Source organism: Pararhizobium sp. PWRC1-1, assembly GCF_049897905.1.
Lineage (GTDB): Bacteria > Pseudomonadota > Alphaproteobacteria > Rhizobiales > Rhizobiaceae > Pararhizobium.
The window spans coordinates 12,033-30,614 of sequence record NZ_JAFCXE010000014.1; the positions used below are offsets into that span (position 1 = coordinate 12,033).

Annotated in this window: 16 protein-coding genes; 3 read left to right on the forward strand and 13 right to left on the reverse strand. The window is 60.8% G+C overall.

The genetic code is table 11. The features are described from left to right. Positions 1–38: 38 nt before the first annotated feature. Entirely contained in the window at positions 39–680 is a 642-nt protein-coding gene (locus ACP7E0_RS20595) for a DUF4143 domain-containing protein (protein ID WP_426127650.1), read from the forward strand. Between the two features lie 275 nt (positions 681–955). Here the strand turns inward: ACP7E0_RS20595 and ACP7E0_RS20600 are convergent, their stop codons facing one another. The 3 genes from ACP7E0_RS20600 to ACP7E0_RS20610 form a co-directional block, all read right to left on the reverse strand. Next, on the reverse strand, positions 956–1,162 hold the full coding sequence (locus ACP7E0_RS20600; protein ID WP_062603015.1) for a cold-shock protein: 207 nt from the start codon (positions 1,160–1,162) through the stop codon (positions 956–958). A gap of 621 nt (positions 1,163–1,783) precedes the next feature. Continuing rightward, positions 1,784–4,870, reverse strand: a complete 3,087-nt coding sequence (locus ACP7E0_RS20605; protein ID WP_426127367.1) for an efflux RND transporter permease subunit — start codon at positions 4,868–4,870, stop codon at positions 1,784–1,786. Further along, on the reverse strand, positions 4,867–6,111 hold the full coding sequence (locus tag ACP7E0_RS20610) for an efflux RND transporter periplasmic adaptor subunit (RefSeq protein ID WP_426127368.1): 1,245 nt from the start codon (positions 6,109–6,111) through the stop codon (positions 4,867–4,869). Before ACP7E0_RS20610 ends, ACP7E0_RS20605 begins: the two co-directional genes overlap by 4 nt. Positions 6,112–6,454: 343 nt before the next feature. On the opposite strand from ACP7E0_RS20610, the gene ACP7E0_RS20615 reads away from it, so the two are divergent. Further along, on the forward strand, positions 6,455–7,123 hold the full coding sequence (locus tag ACP7E0_RS20615) for a Crp/Fnr family transcriptional regulator (protein ID WP_426127370.1): 669 nt from the start codon (positions 6,455–6,457) through the stop codon (positions 7,121–7,123). Here ACP7E0_RS20615 and ACP7E0_RS20620 read toward each other — a convergent pair. The 9 genes from ACP7E0_RS20620 to ccoN all read right to left on the reverse strand — a co-directional run bounded on the left by ACP7E0_RS20620 (position 7,120) and on the right by ccoN (position 15,701). Continuing rightward, positions 7,120–7,581 carry a hemerythrin domain-containing protein gene (locus ACP7E0_RS20620; protein WP_426127372.1) on the reverse strand — a complete coding sequence of 154 codons (462 nt, stop codon included), beginning with the start codon at positions 7,579–7,581 and terminating at the stop codon, positions 7,120–7,122. The genes ACP7E0_RS20615 and ACP7E0_RS20620 overlap by 4 nt on opposite strands. 136 nt (positions 7,582–7,717) lie before the next feature. Beyond that, positions 7,718–7,891 (reverse strand): cbb3-type cytochrome oxidase assembly protein CcoS, encoded by a 174-nt coding sequence (gene ccoS / locus ACP7E0_RS20625; RefSeq protein WP_426127374.1) that lies wholly within the window; start codon positions 7,889–7,891, stop codon positions 7,718–7,720. Then, positions 7,888–10,155 (reverse strand): heavy metal translocating P-type ATPase, encoded by a 2,268-nt coding sequence (locus ACP7E0_RS20630; RefSeq protein WP_426127376.1) that lies wholly within the window; start codon positions 10,153–10,155, stop codon positions 7,888–7,890. The genes ccoS and ACP7E0_RS20630 overlap by 4 nt, the downstream gene beginning before the upstream one ends. After that, positions 10,152–10,640, reverse strand: a complete 489-nt coding sequence (locus ACP7E0_RS20635; RefSeq protein WP_426127378.1) for a FixH family protein — start codon at positions 10,638–10,640, stop codon at positions 10,152–10,154. The genes ACP7E0_RS20630 and ACP7E0_RS20635 overlap by 4 nt, the downstream gene beginning before the upstream one ends. After that, the gene (ccoG, locus tag ACP7E0_RS20640; RefSeq protein ID WP_426127380.1) at positions 10,637–12,196 is read right to left on the reverse strand and encodes a cytochrome c oxidase accessory protein CcoG; all 1,560 of its coding nucleotides are present in this window, start codon (positions 12,194–12,196) and stop codon (positions 10,637–10,639) included. The genes ACP7E0_RS20635 and ccoG overlap by 4 nt, the downstream gene beginning before the upstream one ends. A 110-nt stretch (positions 12,197–12,306) precedes the next feature. Continuing rightward, complete coding sequence (gene ccoP / locus ACP7E0_RS20645) at positions 12,307–13,182, reverse strand: cytochrome-c oxidase, cbb3-type subunit III (RefSeq protein WP_426127382.1); 876 nt, start codon at positions 13,180–13,182, stop codon at positions 12,307–12,309. Position 13,183: 1 nt separating this feature from the next. After that, positions 13,184–13,333 (reverse strand): cbb3-type cytochrome c oxidase subunit 3, encoded by a 150-nt coding sequence (locus tag ACP7E0_RS20650; RefSeq protein WP_426127384.1) that lies wholly within the window; start codon positions 13,331–13,333, stop codon positions 13,184–13,186. Between the two features lie 13 nt (positions 13,334–13,346). Beyond that, entirely contained in the window at positions 13,347–14,078 is a 732-nt protein-coding gene (gene ccoO, locus ACP7E0_RS20655; RefSeq protein ID WP_426127385.1) for a cytochrome-c oxidase, cbb3-type subunit II, read from the reverse strand. A 12-nt stretch (positions 14,079–14,090) separates the two neighbouring features. Next, on the reverse strand, positions 14,091–15,701 hold the full coding sequence (gene ccoN / locus ACP7E0_RS20660) for a cytochrome-c oxidase, cbb3-type subunit I (RefSeq protein ID WP_426127387.1): 1,611 nt from the start codon (positions 15,699–15,701) through the stop codon (positions 14,091–14,093). 189 nt (positions 15,702–15,890) lie between these two features. On the opposite strand from ccoN, the gene hemN reads away from it, so the two are divergent. Beyond that, positions 15,891–17,237: an oxygen-independent coproporphyrinogen III oxidase gene (gene hemN / locus ACP7E0_RS20665; RefSeq protein ID WP_426127388.1), complete on the forward strand. Its 1,347-nt coding sequence runs from the start codon at positions 15,891–15,893 to the stop codon at positions 17,235–17,237. A 70-nt stretch (positions 17,238–17,307) separates the two neighbouring features. On the opposite strand, the gene ACP7E0_RS20670 is transcribed toward hemN, so the two are convergent. Then, positions 17,308–18,474, reverse strand: coding sequence for an MFS transporter (locus ACP7E0_RS20670; RefSeq protein WP_426127390.1), 1,167 nt, complete (start codon positions 18,472–18,474; stop codon positions 17,308–17,310). Positions 18,475–18,582 lie beyond the last annotated feature (108 nt).

Consider the following 18,582-nt stretch of genomic DNA (forward strand, 5'->3'; position numbering starts at 1 on the left):
CCTATCTCGAGCGAGACATTCCGCTGCTGGGGCCCAGGATACCGACCGAAACCTTACGGCGCTTCTGGACGATGCTCGCGCATCATCAATCCAGCCTCCTCAATGCGGCGGAGTTTGCCCGCGCGCTCGGCGTCGACGGAAAGACCGTCGCCTCGTATCTCGACCTCATGGTGGACCTCCTTCTAGTGCGCCGGCTTGAACCGTGGCACAGCAATGTGGGCAAGCGCCTGGTAAAGTCACCGCGTGTCTACGTGCGCGATTCCGGTTTGCTCCACAGTCTGCTTGGTTTATCAACGCTGGAGGACGTCCTTGGCCATCCTGTCGCCGGCGCCAGTTGGGAAGGCTTTGTGATTGAAACAATCCTTGCCGTCATGCCTGACGGCGCTCAAGCGAATTTCTACCGCACGGCGGCCGGGGCCGAGGTCGACCTGGTTGTGACCTTGCCCGGAGGTCGGCGCTGGGCAATCGAGATCAAGAGAAGTCTCGCTCCGAAAGTGGAACGAGGCTTCCATCACGCCTGTCTTGAGCTGAACCCGGGCCGTCGGATCGTCGTCTATCCAGGCGACGAGCCCTACCCTCTCGGCAATGAAATAGAGGCGCTACCACTGCAACTGCTTGGCGAGCAACTCAAGGACAATCGCGGGCAAGCGGAATTCCGGCTTTCGCCGCAAGGTCGCTGAATTTTCATCGTGTTCAAACCGTGCGATCGCACGCATGTCATCACCAAGCTGCGTGGGTCGTAAAACGCTGCGATATCCTCGCCCGCGCAGCCTGTCTTGCCGCTTCCCGCACCCCCATCTCGCTGAGCTCGGTTTACATTTCATTGAAGTAAGGGCAGTGACCGATAAGAATGGCAACATCTGGATTAGCCCCCGCCCTGCCTGGGTCACATTTTGGAGCAAAGAGGGCCGGGTCTGGCCCGGCCTTCCTAAACCTGGTGCCTTCGAAATCGGGCTTATGCTTGCAAGTTGTCCGCCGACATCTTGCCGGACTTGCGGTCCTTCACCAATTCATAAGTGATCTTCTGACCATCGTTCAATCCACGCATACCAGCGCGCTCCACCGCCGACACGTGGACGAACACGTCGGTGCCGCCGTCGTCAGGCTGGATAAACCCAAAACCCTTCGTTGCGTTGAACCACTTTACAGTTCCTGTAGCCATCCCGGCTTTCTCCCATTATTCTCTTCAGACGAAGGGCATCTGGCCCTTCGCAGCGAACATAGGTAGTCAGACCAAAAATGCAAAGGAGCTTTGCGGATTTCTCCGGCCTCCCGCCCAACTCGATGAGGCGAAGTTTCGGAGAAGGCTCGCGGACGCAGAACAATAACGCGAGAAATCCCACGGTAACTTCGCATGGTGAACGGAAGGTAAAAATTGTGGATCGGCGAGCCGCCTGAAACTGGTGGACACGGTCACTTCTCCTCTTTTTTCCAATAGCCGACCCCGGTCCTGGGGTTCTGTCTCACTTGAGGCAAGCGAGCTATGTCATTTCATAAACCGATATTCCCATGCGGTATAGCCAGCACTAAATTATGATCAAGTCGGTCGATGGCCGGGTTGCTCCTCGCGACCCGGCCGTCCACGTTTCACTTGGGTGAGCTTGTGAGAAGATGTATGAGTTCGTCGATCTGGACTATAAACTGGTCTAATCCGCGGTCTTGAAAGGATGTGAACCGTCGCACGTCCCTCTATGCAAGGCATCTGCCGGGGTGGTGCGGCCCAAGCGACTGATCTTTCGACCAGAAACGAACCGCCCACCGAGATCAGCCTCCCTCTGAGCCCTTATTGCGCAGGCGCAACAGCGCCCTTGCGTGACCAGAGTGACCGGGCAAAGTCGGACAACCGCTCGATCTCGACGAAGATCACCGGCGTGATGAACAGCGTCAGTACCTGGCTGACCAGAAGCCCGCCGACAACCGCAACCCCGAGCGGCTGGCGTAGCTCCGAGCTGGCGCCGGTTCCGATCGCCACCGGCAGTGCGCCGAGCAGTGCGCAAAACGTCGTCATCATGATCGGCCGGAAGCGTCGCACGGCTGCCAGATGGATGGCCTGGTGCGTTTCGTGATGTTCGTCGCGCTGGAGCGTCAGTGCCACATCGATCATCATGATCGCATTCTTCTTGACGATACCGATCAGCATCAACAACCCGACCAGGGCAATGATCGACAGGTCAAAGCCGAAAATTTGCAATGTCAGCAGCGCCCCAAACGCTGCGGACGGTAAGCCGGAGAGAATGGTCAGCGGGTGCAGGAAGCTTTCGTAGAAAACACCGAGCACCACATAGATGATCAGCACGGCGGCGCCGATCAACAGCCCGGTATTGCCGCTCGCCTGCTCGAAAATCTGGGCAGCCCCGGCATAGTTCGTCGTCACGGTCGCGGGAAGATTGATCTGCTGCTTGAGGGCATCGACGCGCGCGGTCGCGGTCCCCAGTGATACGCCTTCCGGCAGATTGAACGACAGGGTGACTGCGGTCAGCTGCCCCGTCTGGTTGACGGTGACCGGCCCTGCCTCACGTGTCACCCGTGCAAAGCTCGACAACGGTACCAGCTTGCCGGACGCGGATGCAATCCGGATCGCGGACAGAGACTGTTCGTTCCAATCCAGCGACTGATCATATTCGATAATGACATCATAGCTGTTGCCGGTGGTCTGGATCTGGGTGACGACATAACTCCCGAATGCCGCCTCCAGCGTCGTGCGCAATGCTTGGGACGAGATGCCAAGGCTGTTGGCCCGGTCGTTATCGACCGTGACATGCGCCTGAAGCGCATTGTTCTGCAGATCGGTGGCAACATCGACGAAATGGGCGGGATCGGCCCGCATCGCATCACCGAGCGTCTGCGACCATTGCCGTGCTGCCGCCGCATCGATCGATTGCAGGACCACCTGGTAGAGGCTCTGGGTGTTGCGTCCACCAAAACGCAGGCTCTGCTGCGGGGTGATAAAAGTCTTCAATCCGGCAATCTGCGACAGCGAATGCCGCAGAGCTTGCAGCGTCGTATTAAGCGGGGGACGCGTGGCGCGCGGTTTCAGCTGAACCAGAAGCGACCCGGCATTCAGCGCCGATCCGCCTGGCCCTGAACCAAGCGTCGAGGTTACATGCGCGACGGCCGGATCGCTCGACACGATGGCAGCGGCACGGGCCTGCAAGGTGCTCATCGCCTGATAGGATATATCTTGCCGGGCCTGCGTCGATATCGTCAGGATGCCGATATCCTCGGAAGGGAAAAAGCTGCGTGGCAGGCTGGCAAACATCCATCCGGACGCAACAAACGTGGCGGCGAACACAAGCATGACGATTGCGCGGTGGTTGAGGAGCCATCCGACAGCCCGGCCGTAGGCAGCTGTTATCCTGTCGAACAACCCCTGGCGCTGCGGTTCCTGCATATCCCGGTGTGGAAGCCGGGCCGCGAGCATCGGCGTTACGGTCAGTGAGACAGTGGCGGAGGACAGGATTGCCAATGTGACGACGACGCCGAACTCGTTCAGCACCCGCCCGACGATGCCCCCCATCAGCAGGATCGGCAGGAAGACGGCGACCAGCGAAATCGACATCGAAATGATGGTGCCGGTGACTTCCCGGCTGCCCTCGATGGCCGCCTGAAGCGGCGCCATACCCTCCTCCACCTTGCGGACGATATTTTCCAGCATGACGATGGCATCGTCGACGACAAGCCCGACCGAAAGGGTCAGGCCCAGAAGCGAGATATTGTCGATCGAAAAGCCGAGGGCATACATGGCGCCCAATGTCGCCACCAGCGACAGCGGCACGGCGAGCGCCGGAATAAGCGTTGCCGAAACCCGCCGGAGAAACAGATAGATGACAAGAACGACGAGGCCGATGGTAATCATCAGCGTCGTCTCGACATCAGACACTGCGGCGCGGATCGAGACGGAAGCGTCGTTGACGATGTTGATGTGCATGTTCGCCGGAAGATTGGCCTGAAGTTCCGGAACCTTGGCCAGAAGGGCATCGACCACCGCCACGGTATTGGCACCGGGCTGGCGTTGCACGGCAAGCGCAATGGCCGGCTTTCCATCAAGCCAGCTTCCCTGATTGACGATGGAGGCGCTGTCGACGACATCGGCGACATCGTCCAGCCGCACGATGCGGCCGCCCGGCTGGGCGATGATCAGGGTTCGGAAGGCTTCTGCATCGCTGCGCTGAGTGGCAACATCGACGGTCAGCGCCTGCGACTTGTTTTGCAAGGTGCCGACCGGGGACTGATCGTTGGCTGCGGCAACCGTCGCCGCCAGGCCGTCAAGGGAAAGGTCACGGCTCTCCAGCTTGTGTGGATCAACCTCGATCCGCACGGCATAGGCCTTGGCACCATAGACCTGTGCCTGCGCCACACCGGAAATCGTCGAGAGCGCCGGCGAAATGATGTTTTCCGCGACGTCGTCCATTTTCGTGAGCGCGGCGCCGTCGCCGGTCAAAGCCAGGATCAGCACCGGCGCATCGGCTGGATTTGCCTTGCGATAGCTCGGTGGCGCTGTGAGATTGTCCGGCAATTGCCGTTGGGCTCTGGCAATCGCTGCCTGCACGTCCGCGGCGGCCGCATCTATGTCGCGCGAAAGATCGAACTGGATCGTGATCTGGCTGTTCCCAAGTGACGAACTGGCGCTGATCGTATCAATCCCGGCGATCGTCTCGAATTGCTTGATCAAGGGCGTGGCGACGGAACTGGCCATCGTGTCCGGCGAGGCACCGGCCAGCTGCGCTGTGACATTGATGGTCGGAAAATCGGCCTGCGGCAGGGCGGCGACAGGCAGGTTGGTATAGGCGGAAGCGCCTGCGAGCAGAACACCAACAATCAGAAGGATCGTTGCGACTGGACGCCGGATGAAGATTTCGGAGATGTTCATTGGGTCGCTCCGGCTTTGGCCTCGCTTTCAGCGACTCTCTCAGGCGCAATCGCGGGCGCCGAGACGATCTCGACATGCGCTCCCTCCACCAGCCCCGCCTGCCCCTCGGTGACGACGATCTCGCCCTCCTTGAGACCATCGGAGATACCGGTGGTATCCCCGACGGCGAAAGCGACCTTCACCGTGCGCACTTCGACCGTTTTGTCCGGCTTGACGACGTAGCAGACGGCACCATCGCTCTGCGGCTGCACGGAGACGGACGGTACCAGGACCAGATCCTTCCTTTCGCCAGCGGTGACCGTGACGCTCAGCGATTGCCCCGGCCAGAATGTTCCACCCGAATTTTCAAGACGCGCCCGCATCTTGAATGTGCCGGAGGGTGCATCCACCGCATTGTCGATGAACACGATTGGCCCGCTCTCTTGTGTCGTTTTATCCTGCGACAGGGTGGGAGAAATGCTGACATTGAGTTGCCCGTCCGCAAGCGCTTGGCGGGCGAGACCGAGATCCGTTTCGGGCAACGTGAACTCCGCATAGACCGGTCTCATCTGCGTCAGCGTGACGATATTTTCTCCCGGTGCGACATAGGCCCCGGGTGACAACAGGATCACGCCGAGCTTACCACCGAAGGGTGCGCGAATCTGTGTCTGCGTCAGGGCAACCTTGTCGGCTGCCAAAGTGGCACTGTCGACACCCATTGCGGCTTCCGTCTGTTTTGCGGCGGCAACGGCATCGTCATACTGCTGACGGGTTTCTGCTCCGTCATTGCTCAGCGCCTCTACCCGCTTCAGGTTTGTATTGGCCTCGTCGAGCGCCGCCTGGTCCTTGGCAAGCATGGCGGTGTCACGCGCAATATTTGCATTGATCGTGCGATCGTCGAGCTGTACCAGCAAGGTGCCTGCGGTGACTTCGGCACCGTCCTTGACAAGGATCTGCGCGACGGTGCCCGACGCCGGACTGGAAAGTGCAGTGGAGGCGAATGGAACGATGGTCCCGAGCGAACTGCGCGTCACGGGCAATGCACCGGCTTTTGCCGTCGTGATGTTAACGGTCACTGCATTGCGCATATGCCCAGCCGTACCCTTCGTCTTGTCGATTTCACCGCTCGGTATGCTTTCGGCGGAATCGATCGACAGAAAGCGTGCGACCGCGGCAGGTAGATAAGGCCCCAGCTCCGCGCGCCCGAGGAAAATGCCCGCAGCGGCAACAGCGACGACGAGGATTGAATTCCGGTACCGCATGTTGTTTTCCTTCAGTGGCAACAACGTTTTTCTGGATATCAGGATTGTCCGAATTGACGGGTATCAATGACCTCGAACCGGGCAACACGGTGTCAGGAATGGCCCGGCCAGAATTAAATTCTGTTTAGGATCGCGGCAATGTCTGCCGCTCAATCGGCATCACAGACGCCCCGCGACGAAAGGTCCGTGACACCTGCCAATTTCACAGCAGCAGAGGCCGACGAAATCTGCTAGTGCGTGTTCTAGTTGCAGACTTGACGATGCATTGGGGAACCCACTGTCAGAAACAGCCCGGATCGATATACATAACTCCGACACACCCGTTCTCTGTCGAAGCTGTGAAGTGCGCCACAAGGGATTGTGCGGTGCGCTTGATGCCCGGCAACTGGTTGCCATGGCAAAGCACACGCGCATGACCCGCCACGAAGCAGGCAAACTGCTGGCCGGCGAGGAAATGCCGATCCAGTCCTATGCCAACGTCATGCGCGGCGTCGTCAAGCTGACCAAGGTGCTCGAAAATGGCCGCCAGCAGGTCGTCGGGCTTCAGTTCGCGCCGGATTTTCTCGGCCGGCTGTTTGGCCGCGAAAATGCTGTGACGGCGGAAGCCGCGTCCGACGTCGAGCTTTGCGAGGTCCCCCGCGCCGCCTTCGAGCGGCTGATTGCCGAGTATCCGCAGCTGGAGCATCGCCTTTTCGGCCAGATCCTGCGCGAGCTCGACGAGGCCCGGGACTGGATGGTGACACTTGGGCAGAAGACGGCGGCGGAAAAGGTCGCTAGCCTGCTTTACCTCTTTGCCGGGCACATAGACCCATCCACCGGCCTTGAAACACGCGAGGGCACCGCGTTCGATCTGCCTCTATCGCGCATCGACATCGCAGAGTTTCTCGGCCTGACGATCGAGACGGTATCGCGCCAGATCACCAAACTGCGGACCGACGGGGTAATTTCCGTCGTCGCCAACCGCCATATCACGGTCCCGAACCTCAACCGCCTGAAGGCGCGCTGCGGTTAAACGGTGATCGCGGCAATCGGGACGGCGGACAGCATCGGGATCAGAACGGCGCAATCAAATCGAATGCGCCGCCTGGCGCAGTCGAAATAGCCGCGCAGCATGTAGCCGAGCGTGTCCGGCGATGGTTTGCCAAGCCCCGTACCGTAGGCGCGCAAAGCATCGCAGAGTTCTTCGGCATAACACTCTTCCTCGATCTGCTCGTAGCGGATCTGGTTGAGGATTTCCGGCAAGCCGGGCGGCATTCGCCAGCGCTCTGTCATCAATGGAAAGATGATATCCTCTTCCAGCCGGTGGACGGTTGTCAGGATCGGCTGGATCGCCCGGCGAAGGTGCAGGCATTCGCCCTGCGCGACCTTGTCCGGCAGCCGATCAGCAACACTTTCCAATGCGTCGCACAGTACCGCCTGATCCCTGAGCGCATACTCCAGCCGATCAAGCGCCGGATTAGCGCCGGTCATAACTCTGTCCCAACCTGGCAGCTTCGCGTCCATAAATGGTCCTCCCCGGTCAGGCGGCCGCCCATATTGCAGCAACTGTGCCGCCGGTTCCCCTCTCCATAAAACATCCATACGCCGCTTCATGCCTTGACCTCGATCAAGCCGAGCGGTTGCCGTCCGCATCCTGCGAACGATCGTCATCGAGCAGTATCCGCTGCGCCGCGCCGTCCATATCCTCGTACTGGCCGCTTCGCAGTGACCAGATGAAGGCACCGAGACCGGCCGATCCAAGCAGGATGGCAACCGGCATAAGATAGATCAGCGATCTCATCGGGACTGACCCTCTGGGGCGGTGGCCGACAATGATGACGTTTCGTCGAAATCGGCAGCGCCGGTATTCAACCGTAGGGCATTGCCGATCACCAGCAGTGAAGATGCCGACATGGCGATGGCTGCAACGAGCGGCGTCACATAGCCAAAAACGGCAATTGGGATGGCAAAAGCATTATAGCCGATCGCCAGAGCCAGGTTTTGCCGGATCAGCCTGCCGGCCCTGCGCGACACGTCCCGTGCCACGACAACGGCGCTGAGGGGTTCGCGCAGAAAGACGAAATCCGCGGCGTTGCGGCCAACGTCCGCTGCCGTCGCCGGTGCCATCGAGACATGCGCTGCGGCCAAGGCGGGCGCGTCGTTGAGCCCATCCCCGACCATCAGCGGCCGCCGGCCCTCTCGCACAAGCGCCTGCAGGCGCTCAAGCTTGTCGCCGGGAAAAAGTTGGGCGCCATAGCGTTCGATCTTCAGCGTATTGGCCACGGATTGCACGGCCGCTTGGCTATCCCCCGAGAGGAGTTCGACGGGCATGCCATCCTGATGCAGGCGCTCGATAGTCATAGCCGCATCCGGCCGGAGCCTGTCGCTGAAGGTGAAGCGGGCGATGACCCTGCCCTCTTCGGACAGAACCGTGGTGGGGCTGCCCGGGCCCGGCTCCACAGGTCCTGCCCACGGACTGCGTCCGAGGCGATAGGTCTTGGCCGAAACCGTCGCCTCGATCCCGAGTCCGGGATGTTCGGTGACCCGGTCAACCGCAACATCCGGGTAATGATGGCGGGGATGCGCCGTCCAGATGGCGCGGGAGGCCGGATGGCTTGAATATCCGGCAAGGGATACGGCGATAGCGAGGGCTGCCTCGTCCCGCACCGCGCTACCGGCAAGGCTTAAATTGCCAAGCGTCAGGGTTCCGGTCTTGTCGAACACCGCGACATCGGCCTCGGCGAGCCGCTCCATGGCTGACCCGTCCTTGACCATGATGCCCCGTTCGAACAACCGGCGCGCGGCAACCACTTGAACGATTGGAACCGCCAGTCCCAGTGCACACGGGCAGGTGATGATCAAAACGGCAATCGCAACGGTGATGGCCTTGTGCCAGTCGCCGGAGACCAGCAGCCAGCCGATCCCTGTGAGAAATGCAGTCAGATGCACCGCCGGCGCATAATAAGTTGCCGCGCGATCGGCGATACGCTGGTAGAGCCCCCGGCCCGCTTCTGCCGCTTCCATCAGCCGGATGACTTCCGCAAGAAAAGACGCTTCGGCTACAGCGGTGACTTCGATCGTCAGCGGCCCCGTCAGGTTGAGGGTGCCGGCGCTGATCGTGTCGCCGATCGTCACCGGCCTTGGATCGCTTTCGCCCGTCACCAGCGAGCAGTCGAGTTCGGAGATGCCCTGCCGGACGATGGCATCCACCGGAATGCGATCGCCAGCCGCGATGAACACGTTCATCCCAGCCGTGATCCGTGAGAGCGGCACGTATTCGCGGGCTCCATCTGGTCCGAGCACCACCGCTCCGGCCGGCGTCATGCGCACCAGACTGCTGACGGCAGAACGCGCCTTCTCACGCATCACGTGATCGAGCACGCGGCCGATCAACAGGAAGAACAGCAGTGAAGCTACCGCATCGAAATAGGCATGCTGGCCATGATGGATGGTCTCATAGAGGCTCATGCCAAAGGCAAGCGAGATGCCGACGGCGATGGGAACGTCCATGTTGGTGCGGCCATGCCGGAGCGCCGAGGCTGCCGAGCGGAAGAAGATACCGCCGCCCAACAACAGTGCCGGCAGCGCGATCAGAGCCGAGACCCAGTGGAACATATCGCGCGTTGCACCTTCGGCGCCCGACCAGACCGAGACAGAAAGGAGCATGATGTTGGCAGCCGCAAAACCACAGACCGCAACCGCGCGGATCAGCTCGGACCGCGTGCGGTCGCCCTCCCCGTTCTCCTCGGAAAAGAGATGAGCGGGATAGCCGAGCCGGTACAGCGCGCCGCAAAAATCAGGAACGGCGCCGTCGCGCCAGCGGATCGAGACCCGCCGGGTGGAGAGATTGACCCGCGCATTCTCGACGCCGGCGAGCTTGCCCAGCGCCCGCTCGATCTTGCCGATGCAGGCGGCGCAATGCACATCCGGGACGGACAGGTTGGTCTGCCTCAAGCCGTCGCCAAGAGGGTGGCTGAGCAGACGGATTTCGTCGGCGGGCGGCATAGCTCGCCGCTCCGCCTCCAGCTCAAGCATAGATGCATTGCCGACCGCGCAGCAGCTCATAGCCGTTCTCCGTCCTTGACGAGGATGCGCTCCCTGTGACGGTAGGGCACGACAAGACCGCAATCGATCTCAATATTGACAACCCAGACCCCGGGAGAAACGGCCGAGGACGCGCTGAGCTGACCCTTGCCCGATGGCTGCAGCGAGGCGGTCCAGTCCGCCGCTTCGAATGTCGGATGCTGGAAGGTCGCCTTGCCACCGGTCATCCTGACCGGATTACCGATGCGATCGATCAGCGTGACGGTGATTTTTCCAGCAGCGATCTCAAGCTTCGGCAGCCAGCCGAGATCGTTCTGCGTGCGTACCGCCACCATCTTCTCGTTGAACTGCTGGCTGGCCACATAGGAGTTTTCGACCACCAGTCCCGTCCAGCTGGTCACGGCGAACCGCGCCATGACGACATTGACGGCGATGATCACCCCGAAGAAGGCGAGCATGATCATCAGCATGTGACGGCCGGTAAATTCGCGGGCCTGCAGCTTCATGTCGAACCTCCCGGTGTCTGAAATGTTGCCGTGTAGGTCTTGGTTTCGGGACCTTGCGTATCCTCGATGACGAACCGGAACGTCTGCAATGGACCATCGGCGGCATGGCGAGGCTGAGTGACGAAGACCTTCAGGCTGCGCAGGCGATCCGGCTCGACCGGGACGAGGAAGGATCCGTCACTCTGAGCCTCGATTCCGGCGATCGCGACAGAACTCTGCGGCAGGCCCTCGATACGCAAGGCCATCACCCGCGGCTTGGCTATCATATTGAGGATTTTCAGCGTGTAGCCGTTGCGCACCGAACCGTCCGACAGCATGACGAATTGCGGGTTGCGGTCGTGCAGCACATTGACGTCGAGCCGTTCGCGCATGACCAGTGCGTAAACGAGGCCGACGCCGACCAGCGACCAGAGTGCGGCGTAGAGAAGCGTTCTTGGCCGCAGGAACGAGGCGAGGCTGATATGGCGGAGCGTCGTGGCGAGCTTGCCATCGACGGTCCGTACCCGCGTAGGGTCGATCGGTTGCGTGCCTCCGGCGGTCGCCAGCGCCATATTGGCATTGTAGTCGTTGAGCGTGGTGTAGGAGATCAGGCCGGGTTCCCGGCCGAGCTTGTCCATCACCCCGTCGCAGGCGTCGATGCACAGCGCGCAGGTGATACACTCAAGCTGCTGGCCGTCGCGGATATCGATCCCCATCGGACAGACGGCGACACAGGCATTGCAATCGACGCAATCGCCGACGACCGCTCCCTGCGCTGCGGACTTCTTGGCGTGGCGTGAACGTGGCTCGCCGCGCCAGTCATTGTAGGTCACCGTCAGCGACGCTTCGTCGAGCATCGCTGCCTGGATGCGTGGCCAGGGGCACATATAAGTGCAGACCTGCTCGCGCATCAGCCCGCCGAAGACGTACGTCGTCGCCGTCAGGAAAGCGATGGTGCTGTAGGCGACGAAGGCCGCCTGGCCGGTGAAGACATCGACAAGCAGTGTTGGCGCATCCGCGAAATAGAAGATCCACGCGCCGCCGGTGGCCACTGCGATCAGCAGCCAGATAGCATGTTTTGTAGTCCGCAGCGCCAGCTTGCGCAGCGAATATGGTTCCTTGTCGAGCTTGATGCGCGCGTTGCGATCACCCTCGATCGCTCGCTCGACCACCAGGAACAGATCGACCCAGACGGTTTGCGGGCAGGTATAGCCGCACCAGGCACGCCCGACCGTCGAGGTCAAAAGGAATAGGCCGAGCCCGGCCATGACGAGCAAACCGGCGACATAGAAAAATTCCTGCGGCCAGATTTCGATGAAGAAGAAATAGAAGCGCCGGTTGGCAATATCGATCAACACCGCCTGATCGGGCGCATAACCGCCGCGATCCCAGCGCAGCCATGGCACGAGATAGTAGATGCCCAGCGTAATCGCCATCACCAGCCACTTGAACTGGCGAAATCCTCCCGACGCCCGCTTCGGGAAGATTTTCTTGCGCGGCGCGTAAAGCACCTGCCGCTGCTTCTGCGAATTGACCGCCTCGGCGTCCAGTCTCTCGATATCCATTTTTTCCAGCATTCCACCCGCCCGGGTATGATGCCGGCGGAGCCGGCCACTCGTCTGAATGAAGACTGGCACTCAGCGGTGCCAATCTCCTTGATCGAGGTCAAGCGACCGGGCTGCGGACCCTATTTTCCGCCGCCAAGCGAATAGACGTAGGCCGCGAGTTCCTTGACGGTGACATCGCCAAGGCGATCGCCCCATGCGGGCATGACGCCGTGTTTCGGTGCACGGATTTGTGCAGCAATCGCCTCCTCGCCATCCGCCAAGAGCGATAGGGTATCGGCAAGATCGGGGGCGCCCATCTCCTGGTTGCCCTCGCCGCGTTCGCCGTGGCAGCTGGCGCAGTTCTGAGCGAAAATCTGCGCTCCACTGGTCGTTTCCGCCGGAAAGCCCCTGCCTTTCGACAGTTCGGCAACGAAGGTGGCGACGGATGCGATCTCATCGGGTTTAAGAATATCGCCGAAGGCGGGCATCTCGCTGACATGCGTATCGGCGTCTTCCGGTGCACGAACACCATGGGTGATCGTCGTCAGGATCTGCTGCGGCGTTCCGCCCCAGAGCCAATCGTCATCGTTGAGGTTCGGGAACCCCATGGAGCCTTGCGCACCCGATCCGTGACACTGAATGCAGTTGACCTTGAAGGCAGCACTTCCGGCGGCAGTTGCGACAGTGCGCAACGTCTCGTCGGCAAGGATGTGCTGCATATCGGCGGCCTTGATCGCAGCAACATAGCCCGAACGGCCCGCTTCGGCGGCCGCGAGTTCGCTGCGCACATCCGCACGGCTCGAATAGCCAAGCACGCCCGTGGTTGCCGAAGTCAGCAACGGCCAGGCCGGATATAAGACGGTATAGCCAAGGGCCCAGACGATGCAGGCGTAGAAGGTCAATACCCACCAGCGCGGCAACGGATTGTTGAGTTCCTTGATGCCATCCCACTCGTGGCCGGTCGTCGTTACGCCCGACAGTTCGTCCAGATGAGGATCTTTATAAGGATCATGCATATCAGTCATCCTTGAGCGGGATTTGTGCGGCTTCGTCGGCGGATTTCCGGCTCCCTGGGCGGAACGCGAAGAGCATTATGCCGAGGAAGAACAGGGCCATTGCCAGAAGCCCCCAGCTATCGGCGAAGGTCCGCAATTGTTGATATTCCATCAGGGTCTCCTTCTCAGCGGTCGCTGCCGGCTTCGTCGTAAGTCTTGAAATCCACCAGCGTCCCGAGCATCTGCAGGTAGGCGACGAGCGCATCCATCTCGGTGATCGCCTGCGGATTGCCGTCGAAATCGCCGATGCGGGCCTTCGGGTAGCGGCTCACGATGCCCGACGTGTCTACCGTCGGGTCGGCCTGGGCGCGCAGATCAGCATCGGCTTTGTCAATCATCTCCAGGCTATAGGGCACACCGACGGCTGCATTGGCCCTGAGATGGGTGGCGACGTCCTTGACCGGCAGCAGCTTGCTTTTCAGGAAGGCGTAGCTCGGCATCATCGATTCCGGCACGACGTCGCGAGGCTCTGTCAGATGCTGAACGTGCCATTCGTTGGAATAACGATTGCCGACGCGGGCAAGGTCCGGGCCGGTGCGCTTCGACCCCCACTGGAAGGGATGGTCGTACATCGATTCCGCTGCCAGGCTGTAATGGCCGTAGCGCTCGACCTCGTCGCGGAAAGGCCGGATCATCTGGCTGTGGCAGGCGTAGCAGCCCTCGCGGATATAGATGTTGCGGCCAGCCAGCTCCAGCGGCGAATAGGGCCGCATGCCTTCGACCTTCTCGATGGTGTTTTCGAGATAGAAAAGCGGTGCGATCTCGACGATTCCACCGACGGTGACGACCAGAAACGAGCCGATGAGCAGAAGCGTCGCATTGCGCTCGAGGATCGCGTGTTTGTCCAGGATACCCATGGTCTTCTTTCCTTATTCAGCCGCTTGCGGAACGAGCATTGGGCCACCGATTTCCTGTTCGTCGCGCTGATATCCAAAGATGGTCATGGTGACGTTCCAGGCCATGATCAGAGCACCGAGCAGATAGACGGCACCTCCAAGTGCGCGCACGACATAGTAGGGATGCATGGCCTCGACCGTTTCGGCGAAGGAGTAGACGAGGAAGCCCTGCTGGTCGTATTCGCGCCACATCAGACCCTGCTGAATGCCCGATACCCACATGACGGCGGCATAGATGACGATGCCGAGCGTGGCGCACCAGAAGTGCCAGGTGACCATGCGGATCGAATAAAGCCGCTCGCAGTTCCACAGTTTCGGCACGAGGAAGTAGATGGCGCCGAAGGTGATCATGCCGACCCAGCCGAGCGCACCGGAATGGACGTGACCGATGGTCCAGTCGGTGTAGTGGCTGAGCGAATTGACTGCCTTGATCGACATCATCGGCCCCTCGAAGGTCGACATGCCATAGAAGGCAATGGCTGCGACCATCATGCGGATGATCGGGTCGGTGCGGATCTTGTCCCAGGCGCCCGAAAGCGTCATCAGGCCATTGATCATGCCACCCCAGGACGGCATCCACAGCATGATGGAGAAGACCATGCCGAGCGTCTGCGCCCAGTCGGGCAACGCGGTATAGTGCAGATGGTGCGGGCCGGCCCAGATATAGAGGAAGATCAGCGCCCAGAAGTGGATGATCGACAGGCGGTAGGAATAGACCGGCCGGTTCGCCTGCTTGGGCACGAAGTAATACATCATGCCGAGAAAGCCTGCCGTCAAGAAGAAGCCGACCGCGTTGTGGCCGTACCACCACTGGGTCAGCGCGTCCTGCACGCCGGCGAAGGCCGAATAGCTCTTCGAGCCGGTGATCGACACCGGAACCGCCAGGTTGTTGACGATGTGCAGCATCGCCACGGTGACGATGAAGGACAGGTAGAACCAGTTGGCGACGTAGATATGCGGCTCCTTGCGGCGCAGGATCGTGCCGAGGAAAACAATGAGATAGCAAACCCAGACGATCGTCAGCCAAAGATCAACATACCATTCGGGCTCCGCATATTCGCGCCCCTGGGTGATGCCGAGCAGATAGCCGGTCGCGGCCATGACGATGAACAGCTGATAGCCCCAGAAGACGAACCAGGCGAGATCGCCACCGAACAGCCGGGCACGGCTGGTGCGCTGGACGACGTAGAACGAGGTTGCAATCAGCGCGTTGCCGCCGAAGGCAAAAACCACGGCCGATGTGTGCAGCGGCCGCACGCGCCCGAAGGACAGGAACGGCTCGACATTGAGATCGGGATAGGCAAGCTGCAGTGCGATGACGACGCCGACCAAAAGGCCGACGACACACCAGAACACAGTGGCGATCACGCCATAGCGGATCGGTCCGTCCATATAGGCGGACATAGCGACCGCCGGCTGCGGCGCAAACGACGTCCGCCGCATCAAGACGACGACCGTCCCGACCAGCAGGATCACCAGAATTCCCATGTGGCTTGCGAACAATTCGTCCTTGGCAAGGCCGGCAGCAAGCAGCGCAAAAAACGCCGCTGTGCCGGTGCCGATGATCGCCGATCCATATTTCATCTTGTCGTCCCCGCATCAATTAGATGTCGGACCGCGCGTAGCGGTCCCCTGCCCCCTTCTCGGGGCAAGCGAAGGGACACGCCTTGATCCAGATCAAAGCGGCGGGTGGAGAATATGGACAGGTTCTCTGCGAAGGCCGGTCCTTTTGGTTCATGGCCCTTTGAAACATATTAAGATTGGACAATCCCCATGCTTCCAGCGGCAACGATGCTTGATGCGAAGGTGCCCCGCTACACCAGTTACCCGACCGCGCCGCATTTCCATTCCGGCCTCGGGCCTGAGACCGCAAGGGAGTGGATATCGGGGCTGCCTGGCGACAAGTCCGTATCACTCTACCTGCACATCCCGTTCTGCGACCGGCTGTGCTGGTTCTGCGCCTGCCATACCAAGCAGACACGGCGCTACGAACCAGTCAGTGCCTATCTCCAGGTTCTCCATGCGGAAATCACAGGGATCGGCCGGCTTCTTGACGGGCGCGTGCCGGCCGGCGCCATCCATCTGGGCGGCGGCTCGCCGACGATGCTGCGTCCGGAAGACCTGATCACCCTTGGCAAGTGTCTGCGCGACGCCTTTCATGTCCTGCCCGATGCAGAAATCAGTGTCGAGATCGACCCGAACGACATGGATGAGCAAAGGCTCGATGCCCTCGCCGAATTCGGCATGACCCGGGCGAGCCTCGGCATCCAGGATTTCGATCCACGCGTGCAAGAGGCCATCAACCGGCTGCAGAGCTTTGAGCAGACGGCCTATGTCGTCGACGGCGCGCGTGCCCGCGGGATCGATTCCGTCAATCTCGACCTGCTCTACGGCCTTCCCCACCAAACCGTCGAAAGCGCCACCTCGACATTGCGTCAAGCGCTGCAAATGGCGCCCGGTCGCATGGCGCTGTTCGGTTATGCCCATGTACCCTGGATGAAGAAGCACCAGACCCGGATCAAGGATGAATGGCTGCCGGACGGGACGGAGCGTTACGCGCAGGCGCAAGCCGTGCGGGCGCTGGCGCTTGAGGCCGGCTATCAACCAATCGGCATCGACCATTTCGCTCTGCCTGGCGATGCCCTAGCGCTGGCATCACAACAGGGCCGCCTCAGGCGCAATTTCCAGGGCTATTCCGCAGACCGGTGCGATACGATCATCGGACTTGGCCCATCGGCCATCAGCCAGTTCGAACAAGGCTACCTGCAAAACGCGCCCGCGACCGGTGATTACACGCGCCGCATTGTCGACAAAGGTTTTGCCACCGTGCGCGGCGTCACCCTGACGGACGACGACCGCATCCGGCGCTGGGTCATTGAGAAATTGATGTGCGATTTCTATTTTTCCCGCGCTGAGGCCTTCAACCGCTTTGGAACTGCCGCCGATAATGTGATGTGGCAGGCAAGACAGCTCGCCGAAACGGAAACCGGTTCACTCTGCGAATGGCGCAACGACCGCTTCGAAGTCACGGACACTGGCCGCCCCTTCGTCCGCCTCATCGCCGCAAGATTCGACGTATACTTCACAGCGGCCGCAGCAAGGCACTCCGTAGCTGTTTAAGCTAGGCGACTGGGAAACGACGCACCTTCGCGTTATGGCGGCCCGGCGCGCGCATGCGCTCGGCGACAAATCATGCCCGCCATCGCTGCGCCATCAGAAACACCGCCAGAACGCAACACAGCAGGCCAAGGGATGATGGCAGCCCGTGATGTCCGATCAGTTGCATCGCCAATCCTGTCGCGGGCGAGCCAAAGATGCCGCCGAGGCCCCATGCGAGCGCAAAGGCCGCGTTACCAGCGATCAAGGCATGGCCCGTGAAACGCTCGCCGAGCTGAATCAGCGACATGGTGTAAATCCCGAACGAGACCCCACCCCAGACGAAAACGAGCGGCCAGATGAGCCAGGAGTTAAAGGTCGGCGCCAGCAGCAAGCATCCGGCCAGACAAACCAGAACACAGAACAACATCGTCCGTGTCGAGCCGAACCGCTCGGCCAGACGCCCGAGCAATATCTGCAGCACCGCATTGCCTGCGATGAAACATGTGAGGAGCGAAGCGATGTGCTCTTCGGCGCTTCCGAACGCGGCCCCAAAGACCGCGAACAGGGCAAGCAGGGTCTGCTCGAAGGCGGCAGCGGTGAAAACCGCGAATAAAAGAAGTGGCGAGAGAGCAAAGAAACCGCCGACCGATGTAACCTCGCCTTCATGCGGCATGCTGGGCAGGCGCCGCACGACCGCAAGCACGGTCAGGCCGCAAAGAAGGAAGGCCGCGATACCGATCATGAAAGGCGGCCAACCCTCAGTGCCAACAAGGCCGAGGGACAGCGGGCCAACGGCGAATCCACCCGAAACGATCGACGAATAAAGGCCCATGATGCGGCCCCTGCGTTGCGGCGGCGTGATAGAGATCAGCCAGGTTTCGCTAATCACGTATAGCGGATTGGCGAGGAAGCCGAGCAGAAAACGAAGCGGCATCCAGGCCCAGATATCCTGCGTCCAGGCAATCGCAAAGAGGGTGGGTGCGGTGAGAAACGAACACAAAATAGCAAGCCGCGCTCCGCCCGCGCGTCGCGCCAGCGCCGGGATGAACGGCGAAGACACGATGAAACCCAGCGGGGTCATGGCCGCCGAAAATCCAATTAGACCCGGCGCCGTCCCCTGCCGCTCAAGGATGAAGCTGAGCAGCGGATAAGTGAGCCCTTGTGCCACGGCAAACACCGTGATGGTCGCGATGATGCCCGCCATCGCAGCCCACGGGATGGGGTTCCGTTGGGTCAATGTCGTGCTTTCGGCGGTCATACAGGCGTGGCGATGGGATGTCATCAGCGCTAACCTTATCTGCCGGAAGGGTTTGAGGATTTCTTGCAAAGGACCGGCCTGAAAGAGGTTGAATTCTGCCGGAGATGA